Source organism: Bacteroides sp. An51A, assembly GCF_002161565.1.
Lineage (GTDB): Bacteria > Bacteroidota > Bacteroidia > Bacteroidales > Bacteroidaceae > Phocaeicola > Phocaeicola intestinalis.
Genome location: NZ_NFIC01000006.1, coordinates 1 through 15,326, shown reverse-complemented (window position 1 = coordinate 15,326; position 15,326 = coordinate 1). Strand labels below are relative to the sequence as shown.

Here is a 15,326-nt window from a genome sequence, read left to right as displayed (position 1 = left end):
TTGTTATCCACTTTTATTTCAATTTTACCTTGTCTGTCAGCCGCCAAAATAGATTACCCTGCCATTCGGCCTGCCTCCCAAGAAATCAAAGATGTTCGGCTCGTCAAAATAGATGCCCATGTCGGCGTAATAGGCTTCCTCAGGGTCTTCAGGCACGGTGTAGAGGTCTTCATAAAGACTGATCCGCTTGCCAAAGGTGGTGGTGAAATAAGTAAGCTTTGCCGCATCCTGTTCTTTCTTCACGATGTCGTTCCAATTGGCTTCACCGTTCCATATCGGCAGGGCTTCCTCGTTGAGCCATACAGCAGAACCGCTTATGTATGTTTTGTTATTATAGGTAACAAGCTGGACGGCAAGATAATGGCTGGGCACGTCTTTGGGAACGGGTGTCGGGAAAATTACATTCTGGAACACACGACCGTCCCTATGGCGCAAGGTAAGCACATTTTCATTGTTTCGTTCTATGACCGTATAAGTGTCCAACTGTTCGGCATGGATGGCATCAAGTGTTTCTGCCGCTTCCATCAGCAAAGCCTTTTCCTCCGCTTCCACAAAAGAAGTTTCATAACGGAACTGTTTGGCAATGGTAACCGCCAAAGAATCACCGCGCTTGTCACGCCAGTTGAAGGCAAGGTCTGCCCACAGCATTTGCCGGGCGGTCTGCCAGTCTCCCGTAAGCCTGCGGAACATCATTTCCCTGAAACGCAAGTCTGGGAAGATGCGCCACATCACTTGGTCTTCCTGTGGAAACCATGTCAGCATTTCGCCCAAACGGGAGAAATCGCCTGACAGTACACATGCCGTCATCCACCCACGAAGGGCACTGCAAGGAGCTTTTGTCACGACCGCAGATACGAACCTGTCCACTTGGGAGGTGGCTTCCGCGCTCATGTCCAAACTCTCGCACCAGCTGGACACCACATTGCCCACGCTGCGGTACCTGTACTCGTAAACGCCGTCAAGCCCGATAGAAACGGTGTTCTCCGTATAGAGCAGCAAGAAAAGAATAAGCTGCTCGTCGAATGCCGCCGCTTCTTGTTCTAACAAACGGTGCAGCCTGACGTAGATTTCATAAAAGAAAGCCACATCGCCGTCAACGTTCATGGACGGATGGTGAAGGCGTTTCCATTCGGAGGAGAATTGGACAAATGTAAACATTTTATTTTAGGTAACAAGTTGACCAGTTGACGAGTTAACGAGGTTTTAGATGCCATTAGTGAAACTATTCAGAACCTTGTTGCCTTGTCAACTGATACCTTGTCAACTTCAATTGTGCAACCACACCGTCCGCAGATACCTGCGCCATACGGCAAGATGGTTGGTGGTGTTTATTTCCTTGCAGATACGGACACAGGTTTTAATCAATTGGTCCTTTGCCGCCTCTTTTTCTTGCGCTGACGACCGGATGGCAAATACGTTCAGCAACTCTTCGCCGACCTTGAAATTCGATACTGCTTTTACGGCTGAATCAGGTTCCGTCAATACCTTATATAAAGTAGGCGCGTAATTACGGAAAGACTCGATGAGCTTTTCCGTTTCTGTAAGGGTAACCTCGTTACGGACTTTCTGCACCTTACCGGAAACCAACTTCTCGTTGGCTTTTCCTGCCGTGAGGAAATACTCGCGGAGAAAATCGTCCCAGTTGGCGAAGAAAATGAGGTTCCCCATCTCTTCCCTCATGCCGATATGGGCATAATACGCAGTGTTGGTTTTTCCGTCCTCCTGTCGGCTGGGGTAATAAACCTCTTCGGTGATGTCCACCTTGCGGATGATTTCCGTAAAATCCTTATGTTGCAACTCTACCTCATTCTTGTCTTCTTCCATCTCTATTCCGGATGTGGGCGTAAGGAACGGGCGGAAGGTAATCCGCGGCCAGTTTTCCTTCACATATCCGGGCGTGTCATGCTCGTAGCGGGCAAGGTTTATCAGGAGTTCGGCTTCTTTGGTGGTCAGTTTGGCAAGACGGTCAGCCAAAGCCTTTTCTTCTTGTTTCTGAAGATACTTGCAAAGAGCCTCCAACGACAGGTCGGCGGCAAGATGCTCCATCAGCTCATACAGCATGGGCTGTGTGCGTTCTCTGTAGCCACAGCCTTGCAGAATGCCGACAAGCAAGTCAACAGCCCGCCCTTTCTCCGTACCGATGGACAATCGGTCACCCTCGGCATTGTGAAGGCGGACTACATGAAGGTCGGAAGCATTTGGGTAGGTTACGGTCAGCCAACTGCCCGGCATTATGCCCTGAACACGGAACACCAGTCCTTTTTTCTTGTGGAAGCGGCAGATGTATCCTTCACACCCGGCAAGCGGGCCATCAACCACACGGACTATCTCGTTCGGCTCGTCCGTTTTCGCATTGAACGCATAATCCGTATAAGAACGCTCCAACACTATCACCTTGTCGGCATAGTTCTCGTTGTAGTCGCGGAAAGCACGAATTTGGGATTCGGGTATGATGCAAGCGACAGCTTTCTCGTCCGACATGCGCTTTCGGTTGTACCAAATATAAGCACCGGAATCGTTGTCACGGAGAAACTCAGCCAACGCGCCTTGGGTGGCAAGCACAAACACATAGCCGTCGAAAAAGGGCTGCCGCTGCTCGTTGTCACCACGGCGCACATAGACCTTGGTATGCGTAGGACAATAGACTTCCAATATATTCCGTATCTTGCCCTTTTCGCGCTCGATGAGTGCACACAGTTCCGTTTCATGTCCGGGTTTGGTGCAAACAAGAAACCAATGGTAATCGACTGTGTTGAGTTTGTCGGACAACATGATGGATTTACGATTTGCAAAGTACTATTTACGGTGGTTTATCCCATTTACAACACACCAAATCGTAAATTGTAAATAGACGAATTGTAAATGAACAAGGCGTTCCTTACGCTACCCCCATGACAATCGCATGATGGCTGACTGATACCTCTCCGAATTTGAATCACCACGCTTTGCAAACATTTTTAGGACGTTCTTAGGCGTTGTTTACAGTATTCTTTAGGTTTAGCGGCAGCATTCCGGAGTAAAAACTCAGCAACAATGACCTGCCGTTGTTATGTGACGAGAAGAACAAAGCGCAATGCGCTTTAACATTTTTGTTCCCATATCACAAATCTTTAGTTTTCAATCAATTAAGTATCTTATAGTTCGCCGCTTTACCATAGTTTTATATTATGAAACGGCAGGTTTTTATAATACACTGATATTCAGCGGATATCAAGCCTTGGTTTTCTTAATTAGTCGAACAAATGCAGCTTTTGGAAAATTTTAATCACTAATCTTGAAAAAAATTAGGCCGTAAATTCCTTAGTATTAAATCTTTTTATTACATTTGCAACGTGTTTTGCCGCTTCATAATATACAGTGGCAGGTTTTGTCGAACAGATTCCAGTCGTTTTATTTGCGAAAAATCTTGCCAATCAGTTGACGGTTGGCTTTCACAACACCCTCCGTGTCAATGGACGAAAGGTAGATTTGCGTGGTTTTTAAACTTTCATGCCCCAAACCCTTACTAACGATGGACAGGCTGACTCCCATGTCCCGCATCGTGCTTGCCCAGCAATGCCTTCCTACATACGTTGTGAGCGGAACCTGCAGCCCCACCATGTCGCCGATTCTCTTCAGCAGACGGTTCACCTTATGTTCCATCCGCTCATATTGCCGGCGTTCCGTGCCGTCCTGCTTGGTGATGATGGGCAGCAGATAAGGACTACCGACAGTCAGGTGGGCGTAGGTGTCCACAATCTCCTGCATGACCGGTTCCCATCCGATGGAAATGCTCTGCCCTGTCTTCTTGCGGCTGTATTGCAGCAGCCCGTTCTTGATGTCATTCTTCTTCAGATACGCCATGTCTACGAACGAGATGCCTTGCAGGTAGATGCAGAGCATGAATAGGTCACGGGCAAAGGAAAGGTCGGAACCGTCCGGCAAGTTGAGCCTTCTGATGGTCCGTATGGTATCTAACGGGAGGGCGCGTTTCACGGTAGAGGCAAAGCCCGTGAAGACATGGCGGAAGATGTCCTTGTCGGTTGCCAGCCCCTTTTCCACCGCCTTGCGGTAAAGGGTGCGCAAGGTGCGCAGGTAGCACGATGATGAATTTCGCTTCACGCCCTGTTCTTTCAGCCATGCCTCATATTGGTTCATCAGTTCCGCGTCCAATGCGTCTATGGCGATGTCCTCGCCGTTACGGTAACGAGAGAAGCTCGCCAAGGCATCACGATAGGTCTTGGCTGTACCCAGCCTGCCGATGCGGAGCTTTTTCGCCACCATGCCGTGGATAAAGCCGAACCACGTTGGGCAAGGCGGGAGCAGCCGAAAGGCCGATGCAATGTCATCTGCCGTATATTCCACCATTGCCTGCTCCTTTTCCGTAATCAATGAAGTGATTTGTTTGCAGTCCCACCGTACCTTGGAGGCAATCAGTTGCAGTTCCGCCTGCCGTTCCGGCGTGCCGGTGATGCGGATGAACGAAGTCCGCCCGTCCCATTCCTCTGGTGTGATATGATAATCGGTATAAATAGCTCTCGTGCTTCTGCGGTGTGTCACTTGGAAATACATAGTGCCAGGCTTGCCTTCAGCGGTAGAAGGGCGGAATTTTAGTTTGAATGTTGCCATGATGTCTGATTTTAAATTTGTAGTCCAAATGAAAATATACAGAAGCGGTCGTTATTTAGCATTTTGTCCTGAATAGTTTGTCTGTGTAATGCCGGGCATTATTCGGTTGCCTATTTCCTTCTTTCCAGTTTCAAGGCTCGAACAGCAAGGCTAACTCGACCCTCCTGCGCCGCTCAATGCCGGGAATGACCTTTCCTTTCCATTTTCGGAAAGACACGTATTCTTTGAAAATATCCCGGTCTCCACGTTCTAATTTGCATCTGTATGAAATATGTGGAAACGCGGGATTTTGAAAAAGTGGATGAGGTGAAGCGCGACGTATTGGCTCTTTACCGCAATGACATCCGCAAATATGCTGACAATCAAGAAACGAAAGTCGCCGCCATTTTTGAAGAGATTCCGAGGCAATTGCAGAAGCATGAAAAGAAGTTTGTCTTGTCCGCATTGCATAGTGAAGCCCGTATGCGTGTTTCTTGGTTAGTTTAACTGATAATGCAGAGATAACAAAACCATCTGAAAGTTCCAAGAAACGGCTAACAAAAAAGTAACATAAAAAACAAAACACCTACGGCGTAATGAAAGCCAACCGGAAAATGATTGACAAGATTTGGGGAAAATAAAAGCCTGTTCCGAATTTATCATGTGAACCATCAAGCCAAGAAAAACTTTTGTAGAAATTCAAAACAGTTTCTAAATTTTTTTCTTATCTTTGCAACGAAATCACCGCTTCATACATACGAACCATAGCGAAGCGGCAAGATTGGATCAAGTTAACAAACTGAATATTAAAATCTTGTGATATGGAAGCAATATACTTGAAGCACATGATGCTTTATTCTTCTTGTCACATAAAAACGGTAGACCATTGCTGCTGAGTTTCGTCCAGAATCCTACCGCTACACCTGGAAAAAGGTACTTCAGAACTTTCATGCAATTGTCATGAAGGGAACATGGGAAATACATTTAAATGAAGCATACAAATGATCGACAAACTCAATCATTTGGATTACTGCTGGTACGTTGTGCGCACCCGGCCTCGTCAGGAAAAAAAGTTTGTAAAACTTTTAGAACAATACAAGGCGAAGTCTAAAAACATTCTCGAAGTCTATGCACCTACCCATACCACAGTCACAGTCCGTGGTGACAATGGCGACAAGCAGGCACCCTTGTTTGTGGGAATTGTATTTGTACTTGCTACCCAAAAATCGTTGATAGACTTTATGGAAGAACACGCTATGGAGGGCGTTGTGCAGTACGAGCGCAAAACAGAGAAAGGAGAAAAGACACGCATGCGTGTTATCCCTGAAGAACAAATGCGCGCTTTCCGGGATTTCAACGAAAACTACGCAGAGCAGATGATTATCCTTGAACGACCATACACCGACTATGCATTCAACCCCAAGACAGGTAACCCCAACGAAATTGTGCGCGTCATAGACGGTCCGCTAAAAGGACGGGAAGGATATATCGCCCGCTTCCGCAGAGATAAACGGCTGGTGTTCCAAATGCGGGGACTAAAGAAAGACAGTTACCTCACCGTTTCCCTTCCCAACATCTGGAACTTCCACGTAGTCCGCCTGCACAATGCCGAAGGCGACCGTTTGTCCATCGGTACCGAAAAAGGACGTGCCATCGACCTGCTAATCGGTATCCTGCAAGCCTGCGGCTATGGCGAACAGACACTCCCCTTACTCTACGAAATCATAGACAACCTGACGGTCAGACCCTCATTGGTTTCCCTTTGCCAAGACCTTCATAAAAAAGGCGACACAGCCTTAAGCATGCGACTGGCACAAATAAACGGCAATGAGGCAGAACTCATCCTGAATCTCGTGCGCTACGAGCATGACAATCCCGGCTATGTAAGGCAAAACTGGCAGAAGCTCGTTCTCCGTCCGTACCTCACTCCGACAGCAGGTATAACATTGGAAGACAGCCAAGACGAGACAAAGCTTCAGCATACACACTTTACGGAAATCATCCGTAAAATAGAAATAACAGAAGAAGCTTACTACCCCAGCAAGAAAAAAAACGAAAGCATTACCACGACTTATTATGCGCACATCGGCATCCTGAAGGATAAGGAAAAAGACGAATATACATTCTTCGCCAACTGGGACGAATTCCTCGGCGAATACTTCCTGACGGCAGAAAAAGCCAACGAAAAACTGGTTAGCGGAACCACCCAAACCGCTCACGGGAACAATACGGACAACGGAAAGCAAAAAAAGCTCATCGAGTCTTTCCGCAACTACGCCCCTTCCCTCTATAAGGTATTAACGGATACGTCTTCAGCAGTAAAAGCCATACAAAGGCTTACAATCGGTACAGATACCTTGAATGTGATGGCAATAACGACCACCGACCCCGAAAAAGGTAAAAACGAATTGATAAAGACATGCACCGATATCTGCCAGGAGATAAACACCACCACACACCTTGCTATATGGCGCAGGTACTTGCGGACGGTATGGCTGCATCAATAAACCGTCGGAGAAATCAAGAAAAAATAGAGAATAATCTGAAAGCCTGTTTTAAGAGACTGTGTCTTGAATTTATCGCGTGCTGATTCGGAACCTCATAACTGCGTTGCTTGTAAGATTATTAATCTTCACGCCGAAAGATTATTAATCTTCAAGCTGTAAGATTAATAATCTTACAAACGATGCAGCTATATTGCGGAGAGAACAAAGCTTGCTTGACATGCCGGATATGTAAGCCAGCATAATTGAAGAAGCGGATTTGCAACCCAGTGTAACACCGGCTGTGTGTATTCCATAAAATGCACATTCACACACGGTTCAAAGTATAACTATTTATTTTATTCATGGAAAACACTTCTGCAAACAACAAGCGCATAGCCAAGAATACGCTGCTGCTGTACTTCCGCATGCTTTTCATGATGGCAGTCAGTCTCTACACTTCACGTGTCGTGCTGAATGCTCTTGGAGTAGAAGATTTCGGGATTTATAATGTGGTTGGCGGAGTGGTTATGATGTTTACAATCATATCAGCTTCATTGTCTTCTTCAATCAGTAGATTTATAACATATGAATTAGGAAAAGGTGATACAAGTAAGCTTCGAAAAATATTTTCAGCGTCTCTTACCATCCAATTATTATTGTCTCTTATAATTGTCATCCTGATAGAATCATTTGGCGTATGGTTTTTAAATACAAAAATGACAATTCCAACAAATCGACTTATTGCTGCTAATTGGACCCTACAGTTTTCAATAATTACTTTTGTAATAAATCTAATAAGTGTGCCTTATAATGCTACAATTATTGCACATGAAAGTATGTCAGCATTTGCTTATATTAGTATATTGGAGGCATTAAGCAAACTTGCTATAGCTTTTTTGATTACAATCTCACCAATAGACAAGTTAGTCTTTTATGCGATATTAATGTGTTCAGTTGCAATTATAATCCGTTTAGTATATGGTTATTATTGTAAGAAGCATTTTGAAGAATGCAACTATCATTTCTATTGGGATATGGAAATTTTAAAAAAAATGTTCGGCTTTGCAGGATGGAATTTTATCGGTGCTTCAGCCGGTGTATTGAGGACTCAAGGAACTAACATTTTGTTAAATATTTATTTTGATCCAATGGTAAATGCAGCACGAGGCATAGCTGTCCAAGTAAATAATGCTATTTCAAGTTTTTCAAATAACTTCTTAATGGCAGTAAATCCTCAAATAATAAAATCATATTCACAAAATGATCTAAAACGCTCTTTTAAATTAGCTATATATAGTGCACGTTTTTCATTTTTATTATTGACCATAATTTCTTTTCCTATAATATGCGAGACAACCTACATACTAGAATTATGGCTAAAAATAGTACCCGATTATTCCGTGAATTTTGTAAGATTGACTTTGATTCTAACAATTGTAGAAGTTATTAGTTTGCCATTAGTTACACTTCAACAAGCAACAGGAAAAATTAAAAATTACCAAATCGTTGTTGGAACAATGCACATGATGAATTTCCCAATTTCACTTATTTTGCTTCATTATGGATTTAGACCAGAAACGGTTTATATCGTTGCAATATCATTGGCATTGTTGACCTTATATGCCCGTCTATTTATGCTAAAGCGCATAGTTGATATATCGATAAATTTATTTAACAAAGAAGTGATGTTTAGAAATACATTAGTCTTTTTATTAATGACCATTGCCTATTTATTTCTTAAAAAAAACATCAGTCCTACATTTTGGGGAGTCTTGATATCCCTTGCCATTTCATCCATATTAACGATTTTAATCGGCGTAAAGAAATCCGAATTTAAATATGTCATAACTAAAATCTTTAAAAAGAAATGAAAAAGCGGTTGTATATTTTAGCACCAAATGATAGGTTTAATTATGGGGATTTATTATTCCCGCACATTATAACATACTATTTTTCCAAAATCTTTGATGATGTTGTATATGTATCAACAACAGCATCAGATTTGTCTGAAAAAGGCGGTATAAAAACTAAAGAATATTCTGAATTATTCAAAACTGACAAAGAATGGGAAAATCATTTGATTGTTGCTGGAGGTGAATCACTATGCGTACGTTGGTTCACTATCTTATCATACATTTTTCCATGGGTTGATTATTTATATCGCTTTTCTTCAAAGGTTTCAAAAATTCCGCTTGGATGCTATTTTAAAGATATATGCGCTTCATTTGTGAAATATGTTTTTAAAACAAAAACATGCTTTGTCTTTTCCGTAGGTAAAAATGAATTGCCTCAATTTAAGACTATTGCATATAATGCATTGGGAGGATCATGGCTATTACACTCAGATGAACTGGACAATCCTAAAGTACAAGAAATTCTTAAAAGCGTTGATTATTTCGCTGTAAGAGACAATGAAACAAGTAAAGCACTTACACTACGACATATTAAACATTCGATATGTCCAGACTCAGCAATACTAATGTCTGAAGTTTTTAACGAAGATATACTACGAGCTAAAATAACTGTATCAAAAGATATAATAAATAGCAATTATATATTTTTCCAAGGTAATTTAAACTTATGGAAAGGGAAATATGATCTTGCTGCAAATCAACTCATTAACATATCTAAAGTATTAGGTTGTACAATATGCTTATGCCCTATTGGAACGGCTCTTGGACATTCTGATCAAATTGCACTTAAAAATATAGCAAAAAAAATGGGGGAAAACTATTTCTTAATTAATCAGCCAAACATATTTGATATCATGTGGCTAATCAAACACTCTCAGATGTATATAGGATCAAGTTTACACGGAACTATAACGGCTATGAGTTTTGGGGTACCTTATGTGGGTTATGGTGCAAGAAAATTAAAAGCATATATTGAACAATGGACAGATTCCAACATAAAATTATTCTCTCAAAAAAACTCTTTATCTGAAACATCGATCAATGTATATAAAAGTTCATTCATCGACCGGAATGCTGAACGGCAAAAATCTAATGTTATAGAAAAATTTCATGAATTAGCTGAATTATACCAATAAACTACCCTTTCTTTATGTATATATTAATATTGAATTTTTTCGCATATCTACTCACTTTGATTATATATGCTAAACACAAAAGAAAAATTGATTTAGGATTTTTATGTATTTCAGCTTTCACATTATCAAGCCTTGGGGCATGTTGGTATTATTCATTTGATTTAGTCCCATTGTATTACCCTAACATCAGAATAGTTCCATTAATATATATATACGCTCTCGTGTTGTTATGTATCACGCCATTTATAAGATTAAGATTAGACAAAATAAAGAAATTCGATTCCACAGGTTATGAAGATATTTTCAATGCACTGTCTACTATTTTTGGATTGTGTTCTGTACCAGTATTTATAAATTTACTAATAAACTTAGCTACAAGATCATTCACAGGAAATGTTCTGAACTCCATGTATGAAAGCAATATAGACAATGCAACCTCAATATTTTTTCCACCAGTAAAACTTTTTTTTTCAGTAATTAGGCGATTCTACGATCTAATCGTCTTCCTTCTCTGTTATAATGTTTTTTTAAAAAAGCATACTAAATATAACAAAATTGTAAATACCTGTCTTCTGCTAGGAGTATTATCTTTTTTTCTATATGCATTCCAAGCAGGTAGCAGAGGAGGAATTGTGAAAGATTGCACTGTAGCTATTGGATATTTCCTAATATTTAGTAGTATATATAATAGTGGTATTTGGAAAAACATTGTAAAAAAAATAAGAATAACAGCAATCGTTGTATTTAGTAGTATTGTATTAGGTCTTTCAGCTATATCAATATCACGTTTTACCACAGGAGAATTAAGTACATCCAACATATATATGTCACAATGGATTTCTCAATATTTGGGTGAAGGGATGATACGGTTTTCAGATGTTTTATGGCCATTAGAGAAAGATTTAAATGGAGATAAAAACTTTTCTTATATAAAGTCATTATTAAACGGTAATGGATATAAAAACAATGATATAGCCAATGATGTCTATGAAAGCAGAATAGGTATCAAAACAAGTGTATTTTACACCTTTATTGGATCATTTTACTTGGATTTCAACGTGTTAGGAACAATAATAGTATGTGTTTTAATATTTTTCTTTTTAAACTCAATCTGCAATAAAATAAAGATTAAACAAAAAATAGGATTTATTGAACTAATTATAATTGTAAAGTTTTTTTGCTTATTTGTTACAGGTTTTACTTCTAATGTATATGCAGTTATGTCTGTTCAACAAGATGAATTTATTTTTTGGCTATGCATCTCAATTATTTTCTTAATGCGTGTAATCACATCTATTTCGCACGGAAGATTAAAATATTAACAAAGCAATTGTAGAGTATAATAAAACTACAGTTGTTTATTAGATAAATATAATGATAATCAGATGTTTAAATCAACAAGTCCTAACAATTAAAAGAAATGAACACAATAGAATATTGACTTTCACTTATATATCTATACTCTTGCTTTCTGCAATATTTCCATTGAGAATAATTACTGTTAACAAAATTATCCACTGAATAGTTATAAAATATTGAATCTATAAAGCAAATTATATGAATAATAGAAATACTTTAGCAATCATAATTCCAGCCTATAAATCAAAATTTCTATCAGAAGCATTAGACTCGATAGCTGCACAGACTTGCAAAAACTTCACGCTTTATATAGGTGATGATTGTAGCCCCAATAATATTAAAGAAATTGTAGAACAATATAATGATAAAATAAATATTGTATATCAGCGATTTAACTCAAATCTTGGAAGTAAGGATCTCGTAGCACAATGGGAACGCTGTATTGATATGGTGCAAGATGAGGAATGGATTTGGCTTTTCTCAGATGATGACGTAATGGATTTAAACTGCGTTGAAGAATTCTATAAGACTATAAAGAATAATCCCAATAATGGATTAATACATTTTAATGTAAATCGTTTAAACAATTCCACTAATACCATAGATGAATTACCACTATTCCCAAAAAAATGTTCTACACGATATTATATTGATGAAAAATTAAAAGGGCATTTGATTAGCTTTGTCATTGAGTTTGTAATTAGAAAAGACATTTTTTATGCACAAGGAAGGTTTCAAAATTTTGATTTAGCATGGGGAAGTGATTTTATCAGTTGGATAAAATTCTCAAATGTTACAAACGGAATCATAACTTGTAATAATGCAAAAGTCCAATGGCGCAAAAGCGATGAAAACATATCTCCCAATAAAGAAAATTCTATTTTATATAGAAAAATTAAGTCTCTAATTTTAAACACCAAATGGATTTCAGACTTCGCAAAAGACAAAGGATATGGCAATAGAACTTTTTATATGAAACGTCCTTTAGGTGAGATATTAAAAGAAAGAAAGAATTTGACGCAAAAACAAAAAAAAGACTTATTAAGTTATTATAACAAGATTCTAAACCCAACTCATAGTTGCAAATTACTAATGTTTTGTTTGAAATTTTTATAACAGCAAATTGCTATGATTTTAAATCCATAAATACCACAGATTATGCAGATTTCTTATGCATAAGAACATTAAAATCAAGCAAATGATTATCCTATGTTTTTCAAAAACTTACACTTGAAGTATTTCATTATAAGAAATACACAATGTAGGCATTTAATAGATGCTTTAAATCGTATTGTAAATCTACCAGCAAATAACATTTTGATAAATAAAAAATTATCCTTTAAAGGTATTTGCTGTTATAAATAACCAAAACCTCAAAAATGTTTTAATAATACTTTGAATTCATGTCTAATATTTTATTTGTAGCAACTAGTTCTTGGGCGGGAATGGGGCCATATGCGAGTGAAATAATCAATGCATTCTGTCCAAAAGACAAGGTAAAATACTTTTTAGTTGAAGACGAAAGACATTATTTCAGTAAAAATATAGCTGAAGAAATGCGAAACAATGGCATCATTATATACCGTAAAAATTCCAATATAAACAAGTTATGTGATTTAATTTATCCATCAAAAAAAATTTCACGGCTTTTGTTCAAATACTGTGATGAAAATGAAGTTGATACAATACATTTCATGACAAGTGAAGTCCCATATGGAAAAATAATAACGGATTTGTCTAAAAAGTATAAAGTCTTTTTCACGGTTCACGATTTACATCCGCATGAAGCAAATAAGGCTTTTTATAAGATGTTGCGACAAAAATTAATGTATAAGAAATTAGATAAAATCAGAAAATCTATCAACAATTTAGTCACCAATAGTAACACACAAGAAAAAGAACTGAAAGCAATGTTTCCGCATAAAAATATTTATTATTTTGACTTTCCGTCACTAGTGAATAGTACTATAATTACTGGTCAATCCTCCCCATTGGAACTTGCAGGCAAAAACAATTATGTATTGTATTTTGGACGCATTGAAAAATATAAAGGTGTTGATTTAGCTTACAGGGTATTTACAGAATCTACCGCACTAAAAAACGTAACTCTCGTAATAGCAGGAAGTGGTGACATATATTTCCCAAGAAACTTGAATAAAGAAGATAACATCATTTTTATCAATCGCTATATAAATGATGATGAAGTAGCTTATCTTTTTAAGAATGCATTAGTAACAATATATCCATATCTCTCAGCCACTCAGTCTGGAGTACTTTCTCTTTCTTGTTATTTTGGCAAACCAATAATAGCTTCAGATATTCCTTTTTTCATGATGGTTTCAGAACTAGAATTTGGAAGAAATTTCAAAAAAGGGAATGTGGAAAATATGCAAGAAAAGATTCTAGATTTGTTAAAAGATAATTTGAATCTCATTTCTGCACGCGAAAGAAAGTATTACGATTCGCATTACTCTAAAAATTGTTTAAGAGAAAAATTATTATCAATATATAATCTATGAAACCCATAGCCCTCGTAACCTGTTATTTTCATCACAATTACGGAAGTATGCTGCAAGCATACGCTACCGAAATGATTATGCAGCAGATGCACTTGCCTTATCAAACCATTGCTTGTAAAGCTCCAATAGATTATATGGAAGAAAACAAAGCAATTTACATTGTCAAGAAATTGCTTATTGGCGACTGGAAGATGCGGCTTGGCAAGATGAAGATAGAACGGGAAAAGAAAAAGAATCCGATTTTTGCCCGAAATTGGACAATACGTGATGAAGCGTTCAATCTGTTTGCGAAAGAATCGTTTCATCTTTCACCTTATTGCAAGAACCGTGCGGAGTTGAAAGCAATGGCAAACGATTATTCGGCTATCCTTGTAGGAAGTGACCAGTTGTGGCGTACGGATAGTGTGGAGCATGGCTATTATACATTGGAATGGGTACCTGACAATGTACGGAAGATAGCTTATTCTACCAGTATCGGTGTAAAAGAAGTGCCTTGGTTTCAAGTAGAAAAGAACAGACGTTTTATGAATCGGTTCGACTATATTGCCTTACGTGAGCAAAGTGCTTGTGATTTGGTTTATAAGCTGACTGGACGTAAAGTGCAGGTGGTGCTTGACCCTACGCTGTTGTTTACGGGAGAACAATGGATGAATATCCAACAGATAGAGCCATTGACTACGGATAACTATATTTTCTGTTATCTATTAGGAAACAATCCCGACCAGCGTACATTAATCAAACAGGTACAGAAAAAAACAGGATTGAAAATTGTAGCTTTACAACATTTGGACGAATATATACCGTCGGACGAAGGCTTTGCCGATGAAGCACCCTATAATGTCGGACCACGGGAATTTCTTAATTATATTCGGAATGCAGACTATATATTTACCGATTCTTTCCATTGTTCGGTGTTTTCCATTCTCTATAAAAAACAGTTCTTTACGTTCAGCCGTTTCAGCGAGCGAGCTAAACAGAGCACAAATACACGTATAGACAATTTATTGAATCTGACAGAGTTGTCGCAAAGAAGAATCAATTCCCAAAGTGATTTGCACTCTATTTTGGATATGCCTTGTAATTATAAGGGAGTAGATGAAAGACTGGATATGTTAAGGCAATCTTCTATTGATTATTTACATACGGCTTTAAAAGGAATAAAATCATGATACCCAAAATTGTACATTATTGTTGGTTTGGCAATACTCCCAAGAATTATTTAGCAAATCGATACGTTAAATCTTTTAACAAATTGGGGGGGGGGGTAAAAATTATTGAATGGAATGAGCAAAATTGCGACTTGGACGAAAACAATTATATACGTGA

The 15,326-nt window shown here is 38.7% G+C and carries 11 protein-coding genes and 1 pseudogene; 8 read left to right on the top strand and 4 right to left on the bottom strand.

Going from position 1 to position 15,326, the window contains the following annotated elements:
- Nucleotides 1-36: 36 nt before the first annotated feature.
- The 4 genes and pseudogenes from B5G04_RS12200 to B5G04_RS20540 all read right to left on the bottom strand — a co-directional run.
- A complete protein-coding gene (locus B5G04_RS12200) occupies nucleotides 37-1,158 on the bottom strand; it encodes a hypothetical protein (protein WP_087397382.1) in 1,122 nt (373 codons plus the stop codon).
- 108 nt (nucleotides 1,159-1,266) lie between these two features.
- Nucleotides 1,267-2,772: a transcription termination/antitermination NusG family protein gene (locus tag B5G04_RS12195; RefSeq protein WP_087397381.1), complete on the bottom strand. Its 1,506-nt coding sequence runs from the start codon at nucleotides 2,770-2,772 to the stop codon at nucleotides 1,267-1,269.
- A gap of 618 nt (nucleotides 2,773-3,390) precedes the next feature.
- Nucleotides 3,391-4,608 carry a site-specific integrase gene (locus B5G04_RS12190; protein ID WP_087248134.1) on the bottom strand — a complete coding sequence of 406 codons (1,218 nt, stop codon included), beginning with the start codon at nucleotides 4,606-4,608 and terminating at the stop codon, nucleotides 3,391-3,393.
- A 130-nt stretch (nucleotides 4,609-4,738) separates the two neighbouring features.
- A pseudogene (locus B5G04_RS20540) lies at nucleotides 4,739-4,864 on the bottom strand (glycoside hydrolase); the annotation flags it as partial.
- A gap of 8 nt (nucleotides 4,865-4,872) precedes the next feature.
- Between B5G04_RS20540 and B5G04_RS12180 the strand changes: the two are divergent.
- The 8 genes from B5G04_RS12180 to B5G04_RS12145 all read left to right on the top strand — a co-directional run bounded on the left by B5G04_RS12180 (nucleotide 4,873) and on the right by B5G04_RS12145 (nucleotide 15,169).
- Nucleotides 4,873-5,094 (top strand): hypothetical protein, encoded by a 222-nt coding sequence (locus tag B5G04_RS12180; protein ID WP_204247018.1) that lies wholly within the window; start codon nucleotides 4,873-4,875, stop codon nucleotides 5,092-5,094.
- Nucleotides 5,095-5,588: 494 nt separating this feature from the next.
- Nucleotides 5,589-7,094: a transcription termination/antitermination NusG family protein gene (locus B5G04_RS12175; protein WP_087397377.1), complete on the top strand. Its 1,506-nt coding sequence runs from the start codon at nucleotides 5,589-5,591 to the stop codon at nucleotides 7,092-7,094.
- 341 nt (nucleotides 7,095-7,435) lie between these two features.
- Nucleotides 7,436-8,944, top strand: coding sequence for an MATE family efflux transporter (locus B5G04_RS12170; RefSeq protein ID WP_087248138.1), 1,509 nt, complete (start codon nucleotides 7,436-7,438; stop codon nucleotides 8,942-8,944).
- Complete coding sequence (locus B5G04_RS12165; RefSeq protein WP_087248140.1) at nucleotides 8,941-10,122, top strand: polysaccharide pyruvyl transferase family protein; 1,182 nt, start codon at nucleotides 8,941-8,943, stop codon at nucleotides 10,120-10,122. Before B5G04_RS12170 ends, B5G04_RS12165 begins: the two co-directional genes overlap by 4 nt.
- 14 nt (nucleotides 10,123-10,136) lie before the next feature.
- A complete protein-coding gene (locus tag B5G04_RS12160; RefSeq protein ID WP_087248142.1) occupies nucleotides 10,137-11,444 on the top strand; it encodes an O-antigen polymerase in 1,308 nt (435 codons plus the stop codon).
- 235 nt (nucleotides 11,445-11,679) lie between these two features.
- Entirely contained in the window at nucleotides 11,680-12,597 is a 918-nt protein-coding gene (locus tag B5G04_RS12155; protein ID WP_087248144.1) for a glycosyltransferase family 2 protein, read from the top strand.
- 287 nt (nucleotides 12,598-12,884) lie between these two features.
- Nucleotides 12,885-14,000, top strand: coding sequence for a glycosyltransferase (locus B5G04_RS12150; RefSeq protein WP_087248146.1), 1,116 nt, complete (start codon nucleotides 12,885-12,887; stop codon nucleotides 13,998-14,000).
- Complete coding sequence (locus tag B5G04_RS12145; RefSeq protein ID WP_087248147.1) at nucleotides 13,997-15,169, top strand: polysaccharide pyruvyl transferase family protein; 1,173 nt, start codon at nucleotides 13,997-13,999, stop codon at nucleotides 15,167-15,169. Before B5G04_RS12150 ends, B5G04_RS12145 begins: the two co-directional genes overlap by 4 nt.
- Nucleotides 15,170-15,326: the final 157 nt, after the last annotated feature.

Coding starts and splice junctions, on each gene's coding strand:
- B5G04_RS12200 (WP_087397382.1), bottom strand. CDS start 1,158: ATGTTTACATTTGTCCAATTCTCCTCCGAATGGAAACGCCTTCACCAT.
- B5G04_RS12195 (WP_087397381.1), bottom strand. CDS start 2,772: ATGTTGTCCGACAAACTCAACACAGTCGATTACCATTGGTTTCTTGTT.
- B5G04_RS12190 (WP_087248134.1), bottom strand. CDS start 4,608: ATGGCAACATTCAAACTAAAATTCCGCCCTTCTACCGCTGAAGGCAAG.
- B5G04_RS12180 (WP_204247018.1), top strand. CDS start 4,873: ATGAAATATGTGGAAACGCGGGATTTTGAAAAAGTGGATGAGGTGAAG.
- B5G04_RS12175 (WP_087397377.1), top strand. CDS start 5,589: ATGATCGACAAACTCAATCATTTGGATTACTGCTGGTACGTTGTGCGC.
- B5G04_RS12170 (WP_087248138.1), top strand. CDS start 7,436: ATGGAAAACACTTCTGCAAACAACAAGCGCATAGCCAAGAATACGCTG.
- B5G04_RS12165 (WP_087248140.1), top strand. CDS start 8,941: ATGAAAAAGCGGTTGTATATTTTAGCACCAAATGATAGGTTTAATTAT.
- B5G04_RS12160 (WP_087248142.1), top strand. CDS start 10,137: ATGTATATATTAATATTGAATTTTTTCGCATATCTACTCACTTTGATT.
- B5G04_RS12155 (WP_087248144.1), top strand. CDS start 11,680: ATGAATAATAGAAATACTTTAGCAATCATAATTCCAGCCTATAAATCA.
- B5G04_RS12150 (WP_087248146.1), top strand. CDS start 12,885: ATGTCTAATATTTTATTTGTAGCAACTAGTTCTTGGGCGGGAATGGGG.
- B5G04_RS12145 (WP_087248147.1), top strand. CDS start 13,997: ATGAAACCCATAGCCCTCGTAACCTGTTATTTTCATCACAATTACGGA.